At 56.1% G+C, this 19,788-nt stretch carries 19 protein-coding genes; 8 read left to right on the top strand and 11 right to left on the bottom strand.

Annotated features, from left to right (window positions below; all coding sequences use genetic code 11):
• Positions 1 to 555: 555 nt before the first annotated feature.
• Complete coding sequence (locus tag ACMV5I_RS25280) at positions 556 to 1,047, bottom strand: YajQ family cyclic di-GMP-binding protein (protein ID WP_024483937.1); 492 nt, start codon at positions 1,045 to 1,047, stop codon at positions 556 to 558.
• 169 nt (positions 1,048 to 1,216) lie between these two features.
• On the opposite strand from ACMV5I_RS25280, the gene panE reads away from it, so the two are divergent.
• The gene (gene panE / locus ACMV5I_RS25275; RefSeq protein ID WP_414825532.1) at positions 1,217 to 2,128 is read left to right on the top strand and encodes a 2-dehydropantoate 2-reductase; all 912 of its coding nucleotides are present in this window, start codon (positions 1,217 to 1,219) and stop codon (positions 2,126 to 2,128) included.
• Positions 2,091 to 2,681: a protein deglycase YajL gene (gene yajL, locus ACMV5I_RS25270; RefSeq protein ID WP_024483935.1), complete on the top strand. Its 591-nt coding sequence runs from the start codon at positions 2,091 to 2,093 to the stop codon at positions 2,679 to 2,681. The genes panE and yajL overlap by 38 nt, the downstream gene beginning before the upstream one ends.
• Before the next feature lie 40 nt (positions 2,682 to 2,721).
• On the opposite strand, the gene ACMV5I_RS25265 is transcribed toward yajL, so the two are convergent.
• Positions 2,722 to 3,513 (bottom strand): DUF4198 domain-containing protein, encoded by a 792-nt coding sequence (locus ACMV5I_RS25265; protein ID WP_414825531.1) that lies wholly within the window; start codon positions 3,511 to 3,513, stop codon positions 2,722 to 2,724.
• 178 nt (positions 3,514 to 3,691) lie between these two features.
• Positions 3,692 to 5,140, bottom strand: a complete 1,449-nt coding sequence (gene thiI, locus ACMV5I_RS25260; protein ID WP_414825530.1) for a tRNA uracil 4-sulfurtransferase ThiI — start codon at positions 5,138 to 5,140, stop codon at positions 3,692 to 3,694.
• Between the two features lie 284 nt (positions 5,141 to 5,424).
• Between thiI and xseB the strand changes: the two genes are divergently transcribed.
• The 5 genes from xseB to dinQ all read left to right on the top strand — a co-directional run bounded on the left by xseB (position 5,425) and on the right by dinQ (position 10,222).
• A complete protein-coding gene (gene xseB / locus ACMV5I_RS25255) occupies positions 5,425 to 5,688 on the top strand; it encodes an exodeoxyribonuclease VII small subunit (protein ID WP_024483932.1) in 264 nt (87 codons plus the stop codon).
• Between the two features lie 5 nt (positions 5,689 to 5,693).
• Positions 5,694 to 6,596, top strand: coding sequence for a (2E,6E)-farnesyl diphosphate synthase (gene ispA / locus ACMV5I_RS25250; protein WP_024483931.1), 903 nt, complete (start codon positions 5,694 to 5,696; stop codon positions 6,594 to 6,596).
• 21 nt (positions 6,597 to 6,617) lie between these two features.
• Positions 6,618 to 8,480, top strand: a complete 1,863-nt coding sequence (gene dxs / locus ACMV5I_RS25245) for a 1-deoxy-D-xylulose-5-phosphate synthase (RefSeq protein WP_121606038.1) — start codon at positions 6,618 to 6,620, stop codon at positions 8,478 to 8,480.
• A gap of 120 nt (positions 8,481 to 8,600) precedes the next feature.
• Positions 8,601 to 9,575: an aldo/keto reductase gene (locus tag ACMV5I_RS25240; protein WP_414825529.1), complete on the top strand. Its 975-nt coding sequence runs from the start codon at positions 8,601 to 8,603 to the stop codon at positions 9,573 to 9,575.
• Between the two features lie 551 nt (positions 9,576 to 10,126).
• Positions 10,127 to 10,222, top strand: coding sequence for a damage-inducible type I toxin DinQ (gene dinQ, locus ACMV5I_RS25235; protein ID WP_368443917.1), 96 nt, complete (start codon positions 10,127 to 10,129; stop codon positions 10,220 to 10,222).
• Between the two features lie 57 nt (positions 10,223 to 10,279).
• Here dinQ and thiL read toward each other — a convergent pair whose 3' ends face one another.
• The 5 genes from thiL to nrdR form a co-directional block, all read right to left on the bottom strand.
• On the bottom strand, positions 10,280 to 11,260 hold the full coding sequence (gene thiL, locus ACMV5I_RS25230) for a thiamine-phosphate kinase (protein ID WP_202811485.1): 981 nt from the start codon (positions 11,258 to 11,260) through the stop codon (positions 10,280 to 10,282).
• A 45-nt stretch (positions 11,261 to 11,305) separates the two neighbouring features.
• Complete coding sequence (nusB, locus tag ACMV5I_RS25225) at positions 11,306 to 11,722, bottom strand: transcription antitermination factor NusB (protein WP_021180188.1); 417 nt, start codon at positions 11,720 to 11,722, stop codon at positions 11,306 to 11,308.
• A 21-nt stretch (positions 11,723 to 11,743) separates the two neighbouring features.
• A complete protein-coding gene (ribE, locus tag ACMV5I_RS25220; RefSeq protein ID WP_021805495.1) occupies positions 11,744 to 12,214 on the bottom strand; it encodes a 6,7-dimethyl-8-ribityllumazine synthase in 471 nt (156 codons plus the stop codon).
• Between the two features lie 120 nt (positions 12,215 to 12,334).
• Positions 12,335 to 13,441, bottom strand: coding sequence for a bifunctional diaminohydroxyphosphoribosylaminopyrimidine deaminase/5-amino-6-(5-phosphoribosylamino)uracil reductase RibD (gene ribD / locus ACMV5I_RS25215; protein ID WP_414825528.1), 1,107 nt, complete (start codon positions 13,439 to 13,441; stop codon positions 12,335 to 12,337).
• A 10-nt stretch (positions 13,442 to 13,451) separates the two neighbouring features.
• Positions 13,452 to 13,901 (bottom strand): transcriptional regulator NrdR, encoded by a 450-nt coding sequence (gene nrdR / locus ACMV5I_RS25210; protein WP_021180191.1) that lies wholly within the window; start codon positions 13,899 to 13,901, stop codon positions 13,452 to 13,454.
• A gap of 196 nt (positions 13,902 to 14,097) precedes the next feature.
• On the opposite strand from nrdR, the gene ACMV5I_RS25205 reads away from it, so the two are divergent.
• Complete coding sequence (locus tag ACMV5I_RS25205; protein WP_121608918.1) at positions 14,098 to 14,640, top strand: DUF3251 domain-containing protein; 543 nt, start codon at positions 14,098 to 14,100, stop codon at positions 14,638 to 14,640.
• A 125-nt stretch (positions 14,641 to 14,765) separates the two neighbouring features.
• Here the strand turns inward: ACMV5I_RS25205 and ttrA are convergent, their stop codons facing one another.
• Genes ttrA through ttrB form a run of 3 tightly spaced genes read right to left on the bottom strand, consistent with a single transcriptional unit; the run spans position 14,766 to position 19,631 of the window.
• Positions 14,766 to 17,849 (bottom strand): tetrathionate reductase subunit TtrA, encoded by a 3,084-nt coding sequence (gene ttrA / locus ACMV5I_RS25200; RefSeq protein WP_414825527.1) that lies wholly within the window; start codon positions 17,847 to 17,849, stop codon positions 14,766 to 14,768.
• Positions 17,842 to 18,900 carry a tetrathionate reductase subunit TtrC gene (gene ttrC / locus ACMV5I_RS25195; protein WP_414825526.1) on the bottom strand — a complete coding sequence of 353 codons (1,059 nt, stop codon included), beginning with the start codon at positions 18,898 to 18,900 and terminating at the stop codon, positions 17,842 to 17,844. The genes ttrA and ttrC overlap by 8 nt, the downstream gene beginning before the upstream one ends.
• Positions 18,897 to 19,631 (bottom strand): tetrathionate reductase subunit TtrB, encoded by a 735-nt coding sequence (gene ttrB, locus ACMV5I_RS25190; protein ID WP_121606033.1) that lies wholly within the window; start codon positions 19,629 to 19,631, stop codon positions 18,897 to 18,899. Before ttrB ends, ttrC begins: the two co-directional genes overlap by 4 nt.
• Positions 19,632 to 19,788: the final 157 nt, after the last annotated feature.

Here is a 19,788-nt window from a genome sequence, read left to right as displayed (position 1 = left end):
GACCGGGAATAGTGAGACGGATGAATATAGTTAACATGCTGAAAAAGTTAGGGAATGAGTACAGTAATATGGTCATGGGATGCTGACCATATTACTGGGGATCACTCAGCCCACAGGGAGAGGGAGCCGTACGGAGCTGAATTTACGTACAGGAGTTAATCTGTGACACTGCGTACGGGGACAAGACGTATTAGGTGTTGAAGTCAGGTGCGGGAGTTAATTCTTGGCACGGTCGGTCCCCAAAAAGGAGAGGGAGCTGGTACGGCATTATAGTCAGGCACAACACTCTGTCTGTGGCATGCTCAGTTGAATATTTGACGCGGGATTGCAGACTGGAACAGACGTAAAGTTGTAGCACGATCGGTCCCTTCCCCAAAAAGGATAAGGGGCTGGTACGGCATTATAGTCAGGCACAACACTCTGTCTATGGCATGCTCAGTTGAATATTTGACGCGGGATTGCAGACTGGAACAGACGTAAAGTTGTAGCACGATCGGTCCCCTCTCCCTGTGGGAGAGGGTTAGGGTGAGGGGCTATCCCCCAGACCGGCACAACTTAATCGCGGAAGTTTTTAAACTGGAACGGCTGCCCCAGATCGGCACCACGGATCAGCGCCATCACGCTTTGCAGATCGTCGCGTGCCTTACCGGTAACGCGGATTTCATCACCCTGGATCTGCGCCTGTACCTTCAGCTTGCTGTCTTTGATCAGCTTGACGATCTTCTTCGCCATTGAGCTTTCGATCCCCTGCTTGAGCTTGGCATCCACGCTGTAGGTTTTACCACTGTGGGTCAGCTCTTCCGGGATCTCCAGCGCGCCGCCTTCAATGCTGCGTTTCATCAGTTTTTCGCGCAGGATATCCAGCAGTTGCTGCACCTGGAAGTCAGACTCGCTGGCGACCTTAATGCTTTCGTCTTTCTCGTTCAGCTCAAAGCTGGCCGGTACGTTACGGAAATCCCAACGGGTGCTGAGATCGCGGGTAGCGTTATCAACGGCGTTGCGAACTTCCTGCATATCAATTTCGGAAACGATGTCGAAAGATGGCATACTTCTCTTCCTCCTGAATGGGTGCTGTATGATTTCGTTGCCGTGCATGATACCCGCTTTGCGGTTTCAGGCAAAATTCAGATATACGCCTGAACAAGACGTTCAACAACAGAAAAGCCTATAATCAAAAGGATGCATCAGTGGTCTTTCCGAAAACCAGGGAGATGAAATGAAAATAACCATTCTTGGTTGCGGCGCGCTCGGACAACTGTGGCTAGCCAAACTCTATCAGCAGGGCCACGATGTACAGGGATGGTTACGGGTGCCCCAGCCATTTTGTGCGGTCAACGTCATTGAACCCGACGGCACCTCGTTTAACCGTAATTTGCCCACCAACGATCCCGAACACCTGCGGCAAAGTGAGTTGCTGCTGGTCACGCTGAAAGCCTGGCAGGTTTCCAGCGCGGTGACGGCATTACTGCCCAAATTAAACCCTCGCTGTGCCATTTTGCTGCTGCATAACGGCATAGGGACTCAAGAGGAATTGCCACTGCACAGCCAGCCGGTGCTACAGGGCATCACCACCCATGCCGCACGCCATGATGGTAATACCATTGTGCACGTCGCCAACGGCACCACCCATATCGGCCCAACAACCCAGCAAGCGACCCATCTCAGCCATCTGGCAGAGATCCTGCACCAGGCCCTGCCCGACGTTGCCTGGCATAACAATATTGCTTCGGCCAGTTGGCGCAAGCTGGCGGTCAACTGCGTCATCAACCCGCTAACCGTGCTGTATGACTGCCGCAATGGCGATCTGCAGCGCTATCCTGAGCAGATAGAGCTTATCTGCCGTGAGGTGGCTAGCGTGATGGAGATGGAAGGTCACCACACCTCGTGCGAAAGCCTGGTGTTCTATGTGATGCAGGTGATCCAGTCAACGGCGGACAACACCTCCTCGATGCTGCAGGATATCCGTTCTCAGCGGCACACCGAGATCGACTACATTACCGGTTATTTGCTGCGTCGCGGACGCAGTCACGGCATTCCCCTGCCAGAAAATACCCGGCTGTTTGAAATCATTAAACGCAAGGAAAATAGCTATGAGCGCATCGGTATTGGTCTGCCTGGCACCTGGTAGTGAAGAAACCGAGGCCGTAACCACCATCGACCTGCTGGTTCGTGCCGGTGTCAAAGTAACGACCGCCAGCGTTGCCAGTGACGGTGGCCTGACCATCGTCTGCTCACGCGGCGTGAAGCTGCTGGCAGACGCCCCCCTGGTGGCAATTGTTGACGACCACTTTGACGCCATCGTCTTACCTGGCGGTATCAAGGGTGCGGAATGTTTTCGCGATAGCCCGTTGCTGGTGGAAAAAGTCCGCCAGATGCATCTGCAAGGCAATATAGTCGCCGCCATCTGTGCGGCACCGGCCTTGGTATTGCAGCATCACCAACTGTTCCCGATCGGCAATATGACCGGTTTCCCCGGCCTGAAAGAGCAGATCCCGGAAGGCCAGTGGATGGAAAGACGCGTCGTGTTCGACCCACGCGTCAACCTGCTCACCAGTCAAGGGCCAGGCACCTCGATGGAGTTTGCCCTGAAACTGATCGATTTGCTGTTGGGTAAGGCCAAAGCGGCTGAGATAGCGGCGCAGCTGGTACTGATCCCCGGCATGTACGACTTCCGCGATTGAAGCAATATCGGCAGGCCGGTTGGCCTGCCAAGCCAATGGCTTATTCGCTGATGGTAAAGGTCAGCGTTGAAAGCAACACGGATTCATCACATTTCGCCTTATCCACATAAGGCAGTTTATGTTCGGTTTCGACTACCCAATATCCCGCCTTCAGCGGGTAAACATTGACTTTGCCCTTGCCGTCGGTCTGATTCAAAAAGGCTTTGGCATGACTATGAGTATGCCCGTGGTGCTCGTGTTGGTCGCCAAAACCGGCAAACGTCGCCGTCACATCGGCATTCTTTAGCGGTTTCCCGTCATACAATACCTGTATTGGCAACGGCTGCCCTGGCTTGATGGTGGTCGGGTTGGCTAACGGGATAATTTCCAACTGCAACCCCTGCGGCTGGCTGATGACTGCGGTCTCTGTCGCCCCATCGATATTCACAATGGTTTTGCCAAACATGGAAGCCCGCTCGCAGTACAGCGCATCTGGCATTTCCGTCCTGCTCTGCTGTTGCCATCCCGCTTTATTTTTCGACCAATAGGTGGGTTTATAGATAGCGATAGCGGCATAGCTGCCCTTGGCTAACGGTTTTTCCGTCACGAACTGGTAATTCTCTTTACCAGGCTTCAGCATCAGATCCCCATCCTTCCCGATCAGCTGTGCCGGTGCGAAAATGTGCAGGCGATCTTCAGGGATCGCTTCAGCGGTAGGGAACTCATCTCCATAACCGAGCTCTATCGTGCTCTGCCCGCCCGCAGCGGGTAGCGCATTAACCCATAATGAATGAGCCTGCGAATAGCTGACAAACCAAAAAGGCAGTATCACCACCAACTTTTTTAACTGCATTAACCTGCTCCTTTCCCAATCAACAAAAAAGATATGTTATAACGTAACAATAGATAAACTAAAGTAAGCCGCTATGTCAAAGCTATTCGAGGGGAAAGAGAAAAAAAGAGGATCAAACAGGGGAAGTGGTTAAGGATAGCAACACCAGAGAAACGGCATTGCTACCCTGCAACGCAGATTACGGGCGGTAGACTTTAACGTTAGCGTAGCCCTGCTCCAACAGGTATAGCGCTTGCAAACGGCTCATCACGCCGCGCTCACAGTACAGCAGATAGGTTTTGCTCTGATCGAGATCGGCAAACTGCGTGCCTAACTTGTAGAACGGCAGCAGTTTGACTTCCACCTGCGCCAGTTGCAGCGGCTTCTCTTCCTGCTCGTCCACCGAACGGATATCCAGGATCACTTCGTCAGCGCTGAATTCAGCCACGGTTTCTACTTCGGCGACCTGCTGACTGGTTTCTTCTGCGATAGTGCGGATATCGACGTTACGTGCTTCGCGCACCACGCGATCGAGGATTTCGAAGTCAAAGTGCCCTTCTTCCTCTTCAATCCTGGTTTTGATTGCCTTGACCGTCGGGCTTTTTGAGATCACACCACAATACTCCGGCATGGTCTTGGCGAAGTCTTCGGTGCCGATTTCACGCGCCACGTTGATGATGTGCTCTTTATCATGTGAGATCAGCGGGCGCAGGATCAGGGTATCGGAGGCGTTATCGATCAGGCGCAGGTTGGTCAGGGTCTGGCTGGAAACCTGGCCCAGCGCTTCGCCGGTTACCAAAGCCTGGACGCCATAACGTTCAGCAACCTGGGAAGCGGCACGCACCATCATACGCTTGAGCACCACGCCCATCTGGCCGTCATCGACCTTTTCCAGGATCTCACCGACCACCGGTTCGAAATCGATCGCCACAAAGCGCACCTTGTGTGAGCTGCCGAAGCGGTTCCACAGATAGTAGGCAACCTGCTTGACGCCAATTTCGTGCGCCGCACCACCCAGATTAAAGAAGCAATAATGTACGCGACAGCCACGGCGCATCAGCATATAGCTGGAAACACCAGAGTCAAAACCGCCGGAAATCAGTGACAGAACATCTTCCTGAGTGCCGATCGGGTAACCACCAATGCCTTCGCGGCGCGCCTTGACCAGCATCAGCTTGTCGTCATCGATCTCCAGGTTCACCGTGACCTGAGGGCGAGAAAGTTTGACGCGTGCGCTTTCAATATGCTGGTTCAAACCGCCACCAACGTAGCGCTCGACATCCTGCGAGCTGAACTCATGCTTGCCACGGCGTTTCACCCGCACGCAGAAGGTCTTGCCTTCCAGTTGCTCGCGGTAGGTTTCCAGCGTCTGCTCAAAGATGTGGTGGACATCGGTATAGGCGCGATCTTCCACTTCCAGGATATGGTGAATGCCGGGAATACGCGTCAGAGCATCGGCAATCACCGGGCGCTGATCTTCGTTTTTGGCACGCACCTCGATAAAATCCCAGTGACGGACAACCGCCAGAGTTTCATCATACTGCTTCAGGACGTTACGGATGTTGGTAGTCAGGATCTTAATGAAGCGCAAGCGCACAGATTGACTCTTGATGGTGATTTCCGGGAACAATTTAATGATAAACTTCATGGCGGTCTTTATAGTCTGATGAAAATGAGGCAATACCTCTGCCCTATGGGGTTCAGCGGCGGCGGTTAGCTGCCACTGCAAGGCTATTAGGTATACAATGGCGATAAGATTGATAAAATCGCGGGCTGGCCGAGCTTTTATCAATCTTATCTGGGCGCGAAGTATATCACTATCTGCACGCGTGCCGTGCACAAAACCACATAGACGTGCCATGATTTGCTAATCAAGATCCGCTAGGATAGGCTCGGGCCCCACTGTTCACATGATGATGTAAAAAGAAAACTATGGCGAAAAAACCTGCACAATCAGACAGTAAAGAGCAAAGCATCAGCTTTGAGAATTCTCTGAGCGAACTCGAGAGTATCGTAACCCGTTTGGAATCCGGCGAGTTGCCGCTGGAAGATGCGCTCAACGAGTTTGAACGTGGCGTCCAATTGGCTCGTCAGGGCCAACAAAAGCTGCAACAGGCGGAGCAGCGCGTACAGATCCTGCTCAACGACCAGAACGACGATGCCGCACTGACCCCTTTTACCCCGGACGCTGAGTAATTACGATGTCTGAGTTCCACGATCAGTTACAGGCCTTCCATCAGCGCAGCGATCGCGCACTGCTTGGCTATATCGCTCCGCTGCCGTTCAATGATGGCAAAATGGTTGAGGCGATGCGTCACGGCGCCTTGCTGGGCGGTAAACGGCTACGGCCTTTCCTGGTCTACGCCACCGGGCAAATGTTTGGCCTGAGCCTGGAGAATCTGGATGCCCCAGCGGCGGCGGTGGAGTGCATCCATGCCTATTCGCTGATCCATGACGATCTGCCAGCGATGGATGACGACGATCTGCGCCGTGGGCAGCCAACCTGCCATATCAAATTTGGGGAAGCTAACGCGATTCTGGCAGGCGACGCCCTGCAAACGCTGGCTTTCTCGATCCTGGCTGACGCCGACATGCCCGATGTGGCACTGCGCGATCGGCTGGCGATGATTTCCGAACTGGCCAAAGCCAGCGGCGTTGCCGGTATGTGCGGTGGCCAGTCGCTGGATCTGGAAGCCGAAGGTAAGCAGATCGATCTACAGGCACTAGAACAGATCCACCGCCATAAAACCGGCGCGCTGATCCGTGCTGCGGTTCGCTTGGGGGCATTGGCCGCCGGTGAACCGGGCCGTGCTGCACTCCCTGAACTTGACCGTTACGCGGCGGCCATCGGCCTGGCGTTTCAGGTGCAGGACGATATTCTTGACGTCGTGGGCGAAACCGAAAAAATCGGTAAACGCCAAGGCTCCGACCAACAGCTTGGCAAGAGTACCTACCCGGCCCTACTTGGGCTTGACAGCGCCAAGTTAAAAGCGTGGGATCTCTATCAGGAAGCCTTGGCCTCATTAGACTCGTTGGCCACACAATCTTATAACACCGCACCATTACGTGCATTGGCCAACTTCATTATTGAACGCGACAATTAACTCCTCTGATATGAGTACTGAATGAGTCTTGATATAGCCAAATACCCGACCTTGGCCTTAGCGGAAAATCCTGAAGAGCTCCGCTCATTGCCAAAAGAAAGCCTGCCGAAGTTGTGTGATGAACTGCGGCAATACCTGCTGGACAGCGTCAGCCGTTCCAGTGGCCACTTTGCGTCTGGGCTGGGTACCGTCGAGCTGACGGTGGCACTGCATTACGTCTACAACACCCCTTTCGATCACCTGGTTTGGGACGTTGGTCATCAGGCTTACCCACATAAAATCCTGACCGGACGGCGTGACCGCATCTCAACCATCCGCCAGAAAAACGGCCTGCACCCGTTCCCGTGGCGCGCCGAAAGTGAATATGACGTGTTGTCCGTTGGCCACTCTTCAACCTCGATCAGCGCGGGTCTTGGCATGGCCGTGGCCGCCGCGCGTGAGGGCAAAAACCGCCGCACCGTCTGCGTGATTGGCGACGGTGCCATCACCGCAGGCATGGCGTTCGAAGCCATGAACCATGCGGGTGATATCACCCCGGATATGCTGGTAGTGCTGAACGACAATGAAATGTCGATCTCCGAAAACGTCGGGGCGTTGAATAATCATCTGGCGCAGCTGCTGTCTGGCAAGCTCTACTCCACGCTGCGCGAAGGCGGCAAGAAGGTGCTCTCCGGCGTACCGCCGATCAAAGAACTGCTCAAGCGTACCGAAGAACACCTCAAAGGCATGGTAGTCCCCGGCACGCTGTTTGAAGAGCTGGGCTTTAACTACATTGGCCCGGTAGACGGGCATGACGTGCAGGGATTGGCCGCTACGCTAAAAAACATGCGTGACCTGAAAGGCCCGCAGTTACTGCATATCATGACCAAGAAAGGCCGTGGCTATGCTCCGGCAGAAAAGGATCCGATCAGCTTCCACGCGGTGCCAAAATTCGATCCGGCCAGCGGCACCCTGCCAAAAAGCGCTGGCGGCCTGCCAACCTATTCCAAGATCTTTGGTGAATGGCTGTGTGAAACGGCGGCCAAAGACAGCCAACTGATGGCGATCACGCCAGCCATGCGCGAAGGTTCCGGCATGGTGCAGTTCTCTCGCGACTATCCGCAGCAGTATTTCGACGTGGCGATCGCCGAGCAGCATGCGGTGACTTTCGCCGCCGGATTGGCGATCGGCGGTTACAAGCCGGTGGTGGCGATCTACTCCACCTTCCTGCAGCGCGCCTACGATCAGGTGATCCACGACGTGGCGATCCAGCAGTTGCCGGTGATGTTTGCCATCGATCGCGGCGGAATTGTCGGTGCCGATGGCCAGACTCACCAAGGCGCCTTTGATATTTCGTTCCTGCGCTGTATCCCGAACATGGTGATCATGACGCCTAGCGATGAAAACGAATGCCGCCAGATGCTGTACACCGGTTATCACCATAATACGGGCCCAAGTGCGGTACGCTACCCACGGGGCAACGGTACGGGTGCAACGCTGGAACCTCTGGCTGCACTGCCGCTCGGTAAGGGCATAGTGCGCCGCGAAGGGGAAAAGATTGCCATCCTCAACTTTGGTACCCTGTTGGCGGAAGCTGCTCAGGTCGCCGAAGCGATGAACGCTACGCTGGTGGACATGCGCTTTGTCAAACCACTGGACGAACAGCTGGTGCTGGAAATGGCCGCCAGCCACGAAGTGTTGGTGACGCTGGAAGAGAACGCCATTATGGGCGGCGCTGGCAGCGGGGTTAACGAACTGCTGATGGCCAAACGCCGTGTGGTGCCCGTACTGAATATTGGCCTGCCGGATTACTTTATCCCACAGGGCGGCCAGGAAGAGATCCGCAGCGATCTGGGCCTGGATGCGGCCGGTATTCAACGCCAGATCGAAACCTGGTTGGCATAACCTAGCTAGGGGCGCCGCACACTGGGCGCCCTTATCAATCCCACACTCCAACGCCACACCCATCATTTCTGCATCATTTTCCGCTACAGTTATTTTTTGAACGGTACACAGGAGAGAGGCATGAAATATCTAAAGCTAGGTAACACCGATCTCAACATTTCCCGCATCTGTTTGGGTTGCATGACCTATGGCGAACCCTCACGTGGCAACCACGCCTGGACGCTGCCGGAGGAAAGCAGCCGCCCGTTGATCAAGCAGGCGCTGGGTGCGGGCATCAACTTCTTTGATACCTCCAACAACTATTCAGATGGCAGCAGCGAGGAGATCGTTGGCCGGGCACTGCGCGACTTTGCTCGCCGCGACGAGGTGGTGATTGCCACCAAAGTCTATAACGCCATGAGCAACCTGGAACGCGGCCTGTCACGCCCCAAGATCATGCAGTCGATCGACGACAGCCTGCGGCGTTTGGGTACCGACTACGTCGATTTACTGCAAATCCACCGTTGGGACTATGAAACCCCGATCGAAGAAACGCTGGAAGCCCTGCATGACGTAGTAAAAGCTGGTAAGGCACGCTATATCGGGGCCTCTTCGATGTACGCCTGGCAGTTTGCCAAGGCGCTGTACACCGCCGATCTGCATGGCTGGACACGCTTTGTCAGCATGCAGGATCAGTACAACCTGATCCAACGGGAAGAAGAGCGCGAAATGCACCCGCTATGCGCCGCCGAAGGGATTGCCGTACTTCCCTGGAGCCCGCTGGCTCGTGGCAGACTGACACGCCCTTGGGGCGAAACTACAGCGCGTCTGGTCAGCGACCTATATGGCAAAACCTTGTATGACGCTACCGAAGGGGTTGATGCCCTGATTGCCGAGCGCGTAGCCACTCTTGCTGAAGAGCGCGGCGTTTCGCGAGCGCAAATCGCCCTGGCATGGCTGTTGAGTAAACCAGTGGTTACCGCGCCGATTATTGGTGCCTCACGCAGCGAACACTTGGTCGATGCCTTAGCCGCCGTTGATCTGGAACTAACATCGCAAGAGATTGCAGAGCTAGAAACGGCCTATGTGCCGCATCATGTGGTCGGCTTTGAATAGCAACTGAGGCGTACTCCAAAATGCAAAAACCCGACTGGTGAGGTCGGGTTTTTACGTTTCGGCCAATAGCTCTGGCCGGAGTAGAGCCATCTCTTACTAACAGTCTCAGTATAAGACAAAAGGTTGACCGGAGCAAATTTGTACAGCACCGCCTTTTCCGCTTCATGTAACCAAAACAAAGCAGAGCCAAAATGCAAAAAACCGACTGGTGAGGTCGGTTTTTTGCATTTTGACCGATAACTCTGGCCGGGGTAGAACTATCCCTAACTAACAAGAGACCAGTCTAAGACAAAAGATTGAGAGGTGCAAATCCGTACAATTCGGCGCTCGTTTTTTACTCACCTCTCCGATATAATCAGGAGGTTAGTCATAGTGATAGTTAAACTCTGGCCTTCCGCAGCGTGGGATAGACGTCTTCAAGTCCTGGCTGAAATACAGGTGGTGCTGATTTCAGTGCTCTGGCCGGAGTGGAGCCATCTTTTACTAACAATAGAGATAAACCGTTGTGACAGGCAGCGTATGAGTAAGCAGCGGCGTTCTCACTCCACTTGATGGAGAAACGGATGAAAACTTTGATTGATAAAGTTCTCATCGTTCTTAAAGCGCTGGTTGCGCTGCTGGAACTGATCCGCCGCCTCATCGATTGATGACAGTGGAAACGTAGCTAAGGTCGGGGGTTTGCCGCCTCCGACCTTTAATAATAACTATTGAGCGGTCCCGAAGTGATCGTAACCACTCCAAGGCAGTTCAACCTCTTGCTGATCGCGGTAGAACTTCATCCCTTCAGACTGCGGGCCGATCTGGCCAATACAGGTGTAATCCGCACCTAAATGGCTTAATGCCACTTCCAGCGCACCCCGATTGATCTCTGGCACGGTGAAGCACAGTTCATAATCTTCACCGCCGGTCAGCGCCCAGCGCAACGCCTGATCTTCATCGGTATTGCTGGTCAGCGTCTGCGACAGCGGCAACTCATCCAACTCGATACGGGCACCGCACTCAGAGGCGTTCAGCACGTGTCTCAGATCTGAAATCAGACCGTCGGAGATATCGATCGCCGAGCTGGCCAAATCACGCAGCGCCTGGCCTTGCAGCACACGCGGATGCGGACGCAGATGGCGCGCCAACAGATATTCCTGAGCAGCCCGATCGCTCACTTGCAAACGATCCTGCAGGATTGCCAGCCCGGCGGCGCTGTCACCCAGCGTACCGGTCACGTAAATCCAGTCGCCAATGCGTGCTCCGCTGCGGGTTAGCGCCCGCCCGACCGGGATATGGCCGTGGATCGTCAACGTCATGCTCAGCGGGCCACGGGTGGTGTCGCCGCCAATCAGCTGCATGCCGTAGTAATTCATCTGTTCGAACAGGCTATCGCTGAATGCCTTGAGCCACTCTTCGTTCACTTCCGGCAACGTCAACGCCAGCGAAAGCCACGCGGGATCGGCGCCCATTGCTGCCAGGTCGCTCAGGTTAACCGCCAGGGCTTTATAGCCGAGATCGGCGGGATCGATATCCGCCAGGAAGTGAATACCCGAAACCAGGGTATCGGTACTGATGGCTAAAAGCTGTTTTTCCGGCACTGTAAGCAGTGCGCAGTCATCGCCGATGCCGAGCTGTACGTCGCGGCGCACACTTTTGAACCGGTCAAAATAGCGGGCAATGAGATCAAATTCGCCACATGCCATAATTCGTCTTCCAAAGAAGTAAGGCCGGTTTCCCGGCCTTATATTTTATTTTTTCCTACGGATGCTGGGGGCTGCTTTATCCAGCACGCCATTTACAAACTTGTGGCTATCTTCCGCGCCGAAGGTTTTCGCCAGTTCGATCGCTTCGTTGATGGCCACTTTGTAAGGGACGTCTTCACGCATTTTCAGCTCGAACAGCGCAATGCGCAGTACGGCTCTTTCCACCTGGCCCAATTCTTCGAGCTGGCGCGACAGGAAGGGGGCCATCAGGCCATCCAGCATACCTGCGTTGACTGCCACACCGGACAGCAGCTCACGAAAATAGGCGACGTCAACATCTTTGACATCCTGCTCCGTCAGGAACTGGTGTTCAACATCGGCAATGTCATTTTTAGACAACTGCCAAGAGTAAATCGCTTGAACAGCGCACTCACGAGCGCGACGACGAGCAGCAGGTTTCACGGAATTCCCCTTAAACTAAATTCAGGCTTTAATAGCTTTGATTACATTAATCATTTCAAGTGCGGTCAGGGCGGCTTCTGCGCCTTTGTTGCCCGCTTTGGTGCCGGCACGCTCGATCGCTTGTTCGATGCTTTCGGTGGTCAGCACGCCAAAGGCAACCGGGATCTCGGTATTCATAGAGACTTGGCCCAGACCGGAGCTGGCTTCGCCCGCCACATATTCGAAGTGCGCGGTGCCCCCACGGATCACCGTACCCAGAGCAATCACCGCATCATATTTACCGGTGTTAGCCAGCACGCGTGCGGTTAATGGCAGCTCGTAAGCGCCTGGGACCCAAACAACGGTGATGTTGTCATCAGCAACCTGGCCGATACGCTTCAGTGCATCAATGGCACCTTGCAGCAGGCTGTCGTTGATGAAATTGTTAAAACGTGCAATTGCGATCGCCACACGGGCATTTGGAGTTGCAACAACACCTTCGATAACTTTCATGGGCTTTCCTTAAAAATGGGTTCAATACCCCGCAGGGGGGCGGATTCTATCATATTCTTTGCCCGCCTGCGCGGCGCTTTTGTAAAACGCGGCTGCACCGGCAGGCAAAGGTTACATTCTCTATTTGGCGGTTAACCGCAGGCGCAGATCGGGGCCAATCTGGCGTACCTCGCTAAAGACAAACTCGGGCGCATCGGCCAACTGCGTCAACCCCGGCAGTTGACACAGCCCACGGGCATTATCACCCAATAATTTGGGCGCGATGTACACAATGAGCTCATCCACCAGCCCGGCCTGCAGCAGCGCACCGGCAAGCTGTGCGCCCGCCTCGACCCAAATGCTGTTCACCTGGCGCTTGGCCAGTTGCATCATCATTACCACCAGATCGATACCGCCGCCGTGCAGTGGGAGAGATAATTGCTCCACACCTGCTGGCCAAACCCGATCGTCCGGCTGCTGGCGTGCCAACCAGGTCATCCCCGGTTGCTGCACGACTCGGTGTTGCGGAGTAACCCGGTTCTGGCTGTCTAGAATAATCCGCAGCGGCTGACGCAGGGTGTCACGCGGGTAAATCCGCTGGGTTTCACTGCTCAGCTCATCCCAGCGCACCGTCAGCGCGGGATCGTCGGCCAACACGGTCGCGCTGGTGCTGAGGATCGCCGAACTGGCAGCCCGCAACTCCTGTACATCCCGGCGGGCCTGCGGTGAGGTGATCCACTGGCTTTCCCCAGAGGCCATCGCCGTACGGCCATCCAGTGAAGCGCCCAGCTTGAGCTGCACATAGGGAAACCCGGTGCGCATACGCTTGAGGAACCCCAGATTGACCGCTTCAGCCTCTGCCAGCATTACGCCGTGGCGCACTTCAATGCCCGCCTGTTGCAGCTTGTATAGCCCACGCCCGGCAACCTGCGGGTTGGGATCTTGCATGGCAGCGACCACGCGGCTGACTCCCGCTGCGATCAAAGCATCTGCACAAGGTGGCGTGCGACCATGGTGGCTACAAGGTTCCAGCGTGACATAGGCCGTGGCCCCCCGCGCCTTTTCCCCCGCCATGCGCAAAGCGTGCACTTCTGCATGAGGCTCACCGGCCCGCAAATGGAAACCTTCACCCACGATGCTGCCATCGCGCACGATCACGCAGCCCACGTTCGGGTTCGGCGTGGTGGTGAAACGCCCCAGACGCGCCAGCTCAAAGGCACGCGCCATATAGAATTCGTCGTTTTGCATGCGGATCCCGTTAATCCTGCAGTTTGGCGATCTCTTCACCGAATTCGCGAATGTCTTCAAAACTGCGATATACCGAAGCGAAGCGGATATATGCGACCTTATCCAGCTTCTTCAACGCATCCATCACCAGGTTGCCGACCATTTTGGTGGGCACTTCACGCTCGCCGGTGGCGCGCAGCTGGGATTTGATGTGGTTGATGGCGTTTTCTACGTCGTCGGAGCTGACCGGGCGCTTTTCCAGCGCTTTCAGCATGCCACGGCGCAGTTTATCTTCGTTGAACGGTTCGCGAACTTCATCACTTTTGATCACCCGCGGCATCACCAGCTCGGCCACTTCAAAAGTGGTAAAACGTTCATTACAGACCAGACATTGGCGACGACGGCGCACCTGCGATCCATCACCCACCAGGCGGGAATCAATCACTTTGGTATCAACGGCAGCGCAGAAAGGGCAATGCATAACTCGTCCTGATAAGCGTTTACATAGTTGAGCACAGTTTACCCCGAACTCCCGCCACAACAAAGACCGCCGGGCATTTGTTGCGAATTGCTTCCACGATTGCGCAATAAAGCAGCCATACTTAGTGGTAGACATGACTTTGGCCAGCGATCGGGCTAAGCTGGGAGCCAGTGTTATTGAAGAGGAAATTGCCGTTATGACAATCCGTTATCGCCAGGTTTGTCTGCTCACCGCCATGATCCTGCTGGCCGGTTGCGCACAGAACCGCGAAGTGCCGAAACTCACCAACCAGGTGGTTGAGCTGAAACAGGTGCTGGGGGAGTTGACCGAGCAGGCTACCGCCCTGGAGCGCCAAAATCGGCTTAACCAAAGCTCAACCAACGGCGTCTACCTGTTGCCAGCCGCCAATAATGCCGCCAGATTACAAAGCAGCGTGGGTGAGCTTAGCCTGTCGCTCAACTATGTGAAGAGCGAAGCCAACGGCAGCCAGGCAATACTGTATGTGCGCACGCTCTCAGGCCAATATCTGCCAGGCTTTACCGCTAAGTTGGAGTGGGGGCAACTAGATGCTGCAACCGGTATGCCACTGACCGCGCAAGCACAGTCACAGCAAATTCAGAGCGCCAGTTCGCTGCTGCCAAAAACCGAGCAAATCTTTGAACTGCGCCTGAGTGGCGTAACGCCATCACAACTGGGCTATATCCGTGTGCATAGCGTAGAGCCCATAACTCAACGTTGATGCGCTGAATGCCCCACCCCGGTGTCAGGGTTGGGGCATCAGATTGCTGACAAACCAGTCACTTGAGATCGCACATATTCCACCTTAGGGGCGCCGCATGCTGCGCCCGCTTTAAAGTATCTCAGCTATCCCAAGCGCTGCAGCTTCGCCGGTAATCCCTGCCGTACCGCCGCCCCGCTAACCCAGTCCAGCCAGCTATTGCCGACTTCACGAGTCGGATCGGCCAGCCCCAGATCGTTGAGGTTGATCCCTGCGGCAATGCGTGGATCCGATGCCAATGCCTGCCCATCCAGCGAATGAACCCGAGCCCCCATTTCACGATGCCCATAACCGTGTTCAATGGCAATCACGCCCGGCATGACCCCGTCGAGCAAGCTGATTTGCGCTTCCACGCTGCCGCCCGGCGTCTGCAACCTGACCCGGTCGCCATGTTGTAACCCATAGCGCTCGGCATCTATCGGGTTGAGCGCGACTAGATTAACCGCCTTCAAGGCCCGCAAACGCTCGATAGGAGCAGTTGAGCTGCTCATCAGGTGCGACTTGAACGACATCAGCCGGAACGGCCACGCCTCACTCGGGTAGTGCTGCGCCACGTCGGAACCGTCGGCAAAACGCGGTGGATAATAGGTTGGGCAGCCGCTATAGCGCTCCCCGGTCATGGCATGGCGATGACGTGCCACCTCTTCATTCCAGATATTCAGCCCCTGCTTCCACTGTGGGCCGGTCGCCTCCCCTTGCCATGCTTGCTCATGGGGCGCGAAACGGCCACCACGCGCCAGCATATAGCCCACCCGCAACCGCTCATCCGGTTTTAATACCTGATTCAGCGCCGGTTGCAGACGATCGACGCCGGTCAGATGCAGCTCGCTCTCCGTCGCCTCAGGCACTGGCTCACCGGCAAACGCCACGTTGGCCGCTGCGCGCAGGTAGTAATCTTCGGCACAATGCAGCCCACAAAGGTTTCCTTGCGCATCCTGCAACGCCCCGTCGCCGAAGCCCGGCAACCCCATGGCCTTCGAGAGCGCAATAACAAAGCTCTCCAGCGCGATCGGCTGCCCATCCGCCGTCTTGGCTGTGCGCGCTGGCACCACCGGCCAACGGGCGGTACTCGCCTTGACCATTACGCCAGACCAGGGAGAGGTAAATCCCCAGCTTTCAAAGTTGTGCGTATCCGGCACGATATAGTCCGCCAACGCGCTGGTTTCGTTAATAAAGGCATCGACGGAAATAAACAGTGGCAGATGCTGCGGATCCTTCAGCCTGCTCTCCACCACGTCGCGTAATCCGGCCACACCGTAGAGCGGGTTGCCCATGTGATTGATCCAGGCTTTCAGTGGATAGGGGTATCCCATCAACGCCGGAGCTAGCTGCTCGGTAAACTGACCTGCCACAAAGGGATACCACGGCCCCCGCGCCGGATAAGGGTTGACGCCTTGTTCCATCTTGCGGCGATATTCGTCTGACTTTTCGTACGCCTGCTTACTGCGCGACAGCACCAATCCTTTCGGCTTCACCATCTCAGGGAAGGTCGCGAGGTTATAACGTGGCCCTTCGGCAAACTCCTTGAACTTGCCGCCGCCCACCGAGACGCCCCCCTTGAGATTAAGGTTACCGATCAGCGCATTGAGCATCATCACCGCCCAGCTGCTGTAGAAACCGTTGCCACTCATCATGCCGCCATGGGAGATCACTGCCGCCTGCCGCTGGTAGGAAGTAAACTCCTTGGCCAACGCCGCAATGGTTTCAGCGCTAACGCCACACTGCACGCTGTATTCGGCCAGCGTAAAGCGTTGCGCCGCCAGTTGCAGACAACGGAAGCTGGATCGCACTCGCACCTGTGAGCCATCGGCCAGTTGAACCTGCTGCTCAACCAGCAGTTGCCCACGCATGGCCTCAGTGGCGGGCTGTGGTTCGTCTCGCTGTGCGTCCCACACCAAGGCAGGGCTTTCCTCATCACCGCCAGCCCCACCTACCAGATGTGACTTACGCAGGAACTGGCCGCACAGAGGATGATCGTCATCGATCACCACCAGGTGGGTGGCATTCGACCAACTTTTTTCACCGGCCGCCTGCATGGCCGCCTCGCCAGGTAACGCCAGATAATCGGCGTTATAACGCTCCTGGTCGATAATCCAGCGGATCATGCCCATCGCCAGCGCGGAGTCCGTCCCCGGCAATACCGGCACCCAGCGGTTGTGATCGTTGGCCAGCGTGGTGGTTAACGGCAATGCCGGGGCCACCACCACGTAGCGGAACTCATCGCGCAAGCGGGCATTGGCTAACTGACGCCCCTGCCGTTTGAACGGGTTACCGGACTGTGCGGGTGACGTCCCCAGAAACAGTGCAAAGCGCAGATGATCCCAGTCGGGTTTCACATGAGCGTTTTTGTCCAGATCGCCCATCAGCGCTCCGGAACCTGCTCGGTAGGCTAGACCACAGTAAGCGCCGTGATGGCCGAAGTTGCGCGTGCCAAAGGCGTTTTGTGCAAAACGTTTGATAAAGGTATCCCGCCCCTCATCACCTGCGTTGGTGACCAGCAGTTGGTTAGCCTTCGGCCCAAGCGTTGGCTGTGCCGGATCGAGTGGCGTTTGCAGATCGCGGATGGCCCGTAATCCCTCCACTGGCCCTTCACCAAACAGATCGCCACCTTCAACCACTTCCTTGATCAGTTGTTCAAAACTGATGCGCTGCCACTGCCCGCCACCGCGCGGCCCTACCCGCTTCATCGGTTCCAGCACCCGGTACGGGCTAGTCAGCCCTTCCAGCAGGGTAGCACCGCGAGCGCAGGCGGTTGAGCGCTGTTCCAAACCGGCATCACCGCCTAGCCGGTTGAGTGCATCACTCACTGGCAAACGATAGGGAAAATGGTGATCGTGCGATAGCGGATGATAAGGGTTACCCGCTACGCGCAGTATCTGATTGCTGTCACGATCGACCCGCACGCGCAGGCCGCACAGCGTCCAGCAGCCAAAACATTGCGTCATGGAAACGGCCTGCTGCGGATTGGCCTGCCAGCCTTCGGGATGTTGGCGGCCTTCTGGCGGTAACGCATTAGCGCTGATCCGGTCCAGCGTCAGTTTTCCACTGCTGCCATCACGCAGGCCGGTAAACACCTTCTGCACCATTTCGCTGTAGCTGGCACCAAACACGACCAGCCCACCCAAAGCGAGCCCGCCTTTCAACCACTGACGACGCGTTGATTTAGCCATAGCGTTTATTCTCCATCAACCCATGCTGTAATTCACGAACCCCGATGATTAATGCCAGCCACAGCCCGAAGGTACCGAGGATGGCCAATAGCCCCTCGCTGCCGAGCGGTAACACATAGGGGTTGAGCAATATATTGAACTTGGGCAGCGTCTGGGTTTGCATCAGCAGCATCCAGCGCACGCCCCAACAGAGCAGCAACGCTGCCACGCATTGTGCTAACAGCCCTGCCGTCCCTAGCGCCCGATGACGCGATCGCCAAGCTGAAGCCATCAATAGCAGGATCAAGACGGCAAATGCGCTGCCAACCCATGACCAAACGCTCCCCTGAGTAGGTAACTGACGCAGCGCAGCGGCAGAGTCACTACCGTCCAACCGCCAGCCCAGACTGGAGAGGCACAGCAACAGCAGAGAGAGCCCTTGACAGCGTGCCAAGCGCGATTGCCATTGCGGTTCATGGCGTAACCAATAGGCCAGCATTGGCGGAACGGCCTGCATAGCGGTAAGCAGCAATAGCCAAGGTAACCACAGGCTGTACCACAGCGGTTGTGAACGCAGCACGGACACTTCCCGGCCGGTATAGAGCAGGATGCTGACCGCTGAAAGCAGCGTGGCCAATGCCACCCAACGCAGCCATTTCTCTTCTTGCCAAGCGGGCCAAATCTGTAACCAACGTGCCCAGAACGGCAGGGCTTTTGCCCTCAGTTGGCAACGCAGCAGCAAAATGAAATAGGCCACGACCAGCAAGGTAAACAGCGGTAAAAACACCGAGCCGAGAGACATCCACGACCAAGGTGCGAAATGGGCATAGAAGTGCCAGATTCGAGCGGGCTGATGTAAATCCGCACTCAGGGCCAACGGAGCCACGGTGCCGCTCACCACCGCCAGCGAAACGGCAGCCAGCTCCAGCCGAGATGCCTCAGACGCTGAACGCCAGCGTAACCAGGCCGCAATGGCAATGCTGCTACATGCCAGACCGATGAAAAAGAAATACTGTACCGCCCAGGGCAACCAGGCGATCTCCTGCGGGCGAGCCATCACTTCGCGGATCATGAGTGTACCTCCTGCCACAGCGCCGGTTGTCCCCGGACATGGCTGACAAAAGCCTCATCCAGCCCCAGATAAAACACCTGTGGGTGCGTCCCCTGCTCGGGTTTGAGCACCTTTAGCTCCCCTCGATGCTGTTCCAGCGTGCGCCTTAAAGTACCTTGCTCATCGTTAAGATCGCCGATCATGCGCGCACCGCCGACGCAGGATTCAACGCAGGCAGGCAACAGCCCGGCATCCAGGCGGTGGACGCAGAAAGTGCATTTATCCGCGGTTTGGGTTTCATGATTGATAAAGCGCGCCTCATAGGGGCAGGCTTGCACACAGTAGGCGCAGCCGACACAGCGGGTGTTATCGATCACCACAATGCCGTCCTCACGCTGGAAGGTAGCCTGTACCGGGCAGACCGGCACGCAAGGCGGGTTATCGCAATGATTGCACAGGCGCGGTAGCAGCACGTTGGTGGGGATACGCTGGCTATCCGTGACAACCTGATACTGCAGTACACTGGTGCGAAACTGCCCCTGCGGCAGCTGATTCTCTACCGCACAGCTAACCGTGCAGGCCTGGCAGCCAATACAGCGGCGCAGGTCGATCAACATCGCCATACGCTTTTTGCCGTCGCCTTCACGCCGCTCGGGTTGCAACTGCCAGCCGGAGTGCGCCAGCGGTACCAACGCGGCCCCCGCAGTCAGGACACCGAGGCGTTGTAAAAATTGCCGTTTTCCACTATCCATTGATTTCTCCCAAAAAGTATCAACCGGGGAGCTGATACAAAGGAGTGTAAAAGTGGCGCACGACCGCCCATATTGTGGTTTACCACATTCCCTACTGCGGCTTGATCCAGGACAATTCTGGCGGGCGATCGAGATCATAAAAATGGAGATGATGTGA

The organism is Serratia sp. T13T92, assembly GCF_047530105.1.
Classification (GTDB): Bacteria; Pseudomonadota; Gammaproteobacteria; order Enterobacterales; family Enterobacteriaceae; genus Chania; species Chania fonticola.
This window is presented reverse-complemented; position numbering and strand designations above follow the sequence as displayed.

Bases quoted from the DNA above. Each gene is read 5' to 3' on its own strand.
- ACMV5I_RS25280 (WP_024483937.1), bottom strand. From the start codon at position 1,047: ATGCCATCTTTCGACATCGTTTCCGAAATTGATATGCAGGAAGTTCGC.
- panE (WP_414825532.1), top strand. From the start codon at position 1,217: ATGAAAATAACCATTCTTGGTTGCGGCGCGCTCGGACAACTGTGGCTA.
- yajL (WP_024483935.1), top strand. From the start codon at position 2,091: ATGAGCGCATCGGTATTGGTCTGCCTGGCACCTGGTAGTGAAGAAACC.
- ACMV5I_RS25265 (WP_414825531.1), bottom strand. From the start codon at position 3,513: ATGCAGTTAAAAAAGTTGGTGGTGATACTGCCTTTTTGGTTTGTCAGC.
- thiI (WP_414825530.1), bottom strand. From the start codon at position 5,140: ATGAAGTTTATCATTAAATTGTTCCCGGAAATCACCATCAAGAGTCAA.
- xseB (WP_024483932.1), top strand. From the start codon at position 5,425: ATGGCGAAAAAACCTGCACAATCAGACAGTAAAGAGCAAAGCATCAGC.
- ispA (WP_024483931.1), top strand. From the start codon at position 5,694: ATGTCTGAGTTCCACGATCAGTTACAGGCCTTCCATCAGCGCAGCGAT.
- dxs (WP_121606038.1), top strand. From the start codon at position 6,618: ATGAGTCTTGATATAGCCAAATACCCGACCTTGGCCTTAGCGGAAAAT.
- ACMV5I_RS25240 (WP_414825529.1), top strand. From the start codon at position 8,601: ATGAAATATCTAAAGCTAGGTAACACCGATCTCAACATTTCCCGCATC.
- dinQ (WP_368443917.1), top strand. From the start codon at position 10,127: ATGGAGAAACGGATGAAAACTTTGATTGATAAAGTTCTCATCGTTCTT.
- thiL (WP_202811485.1), bottom strand. From the start codon at position 11,260: ATGGCATGTGGCGAATTTGATCTCATTGCCCGCTATTTTGACCGGTTC.
- ribE (WP_021805495.1), bottom strand. From the start codon at position 12,214: ATGAAAGTTATCGAAGGTGTTGTTGCAACTCCAAATGCCCGTGTGGCG.
- ribD (WP_414825528.1), bottom strand. From the start codon at position 13,441: ATGCAAAACGACGAATTCTATATGGCGCGTGCCTTTGAGCTGGCGCGT.
- nrdR (WP_021180191.1), bottom strand. From the start codon at position 13,901: ATGCATTGCCCTTTCTGCGCTGCCGTTGATACCAAAGTGATTGATTCC.
- ACMV5I_RS25205 (WP_121608918.1), top strand. From the start codon at position 14,098: ATGACAATCCGTTATCGCCAGGTTTGTCTGCTCACCGCCATGATCCTG.
- ttrA (WP_414825527.1), bottom strand. From the start codon at position 17,849: ATGGCTAAATCAACGCGTCGTCAGTGGTTGAAAGGCGGGCTCGCTTTG.
- ttrC (WP_414825526.1), bottom strand. From the start codon at position 18,900: ATGATCCGCGAAGTGATGGCTCGCCCGCAGGAGATCGCCTGGTTGCCC.
- ttrB (WP_121606033.1), bottom strand. From the start codon at position 19,631: ATGGATAGTGGAAAACGGCAATTTTTACAACGCCTCGGTGTCCTGACT.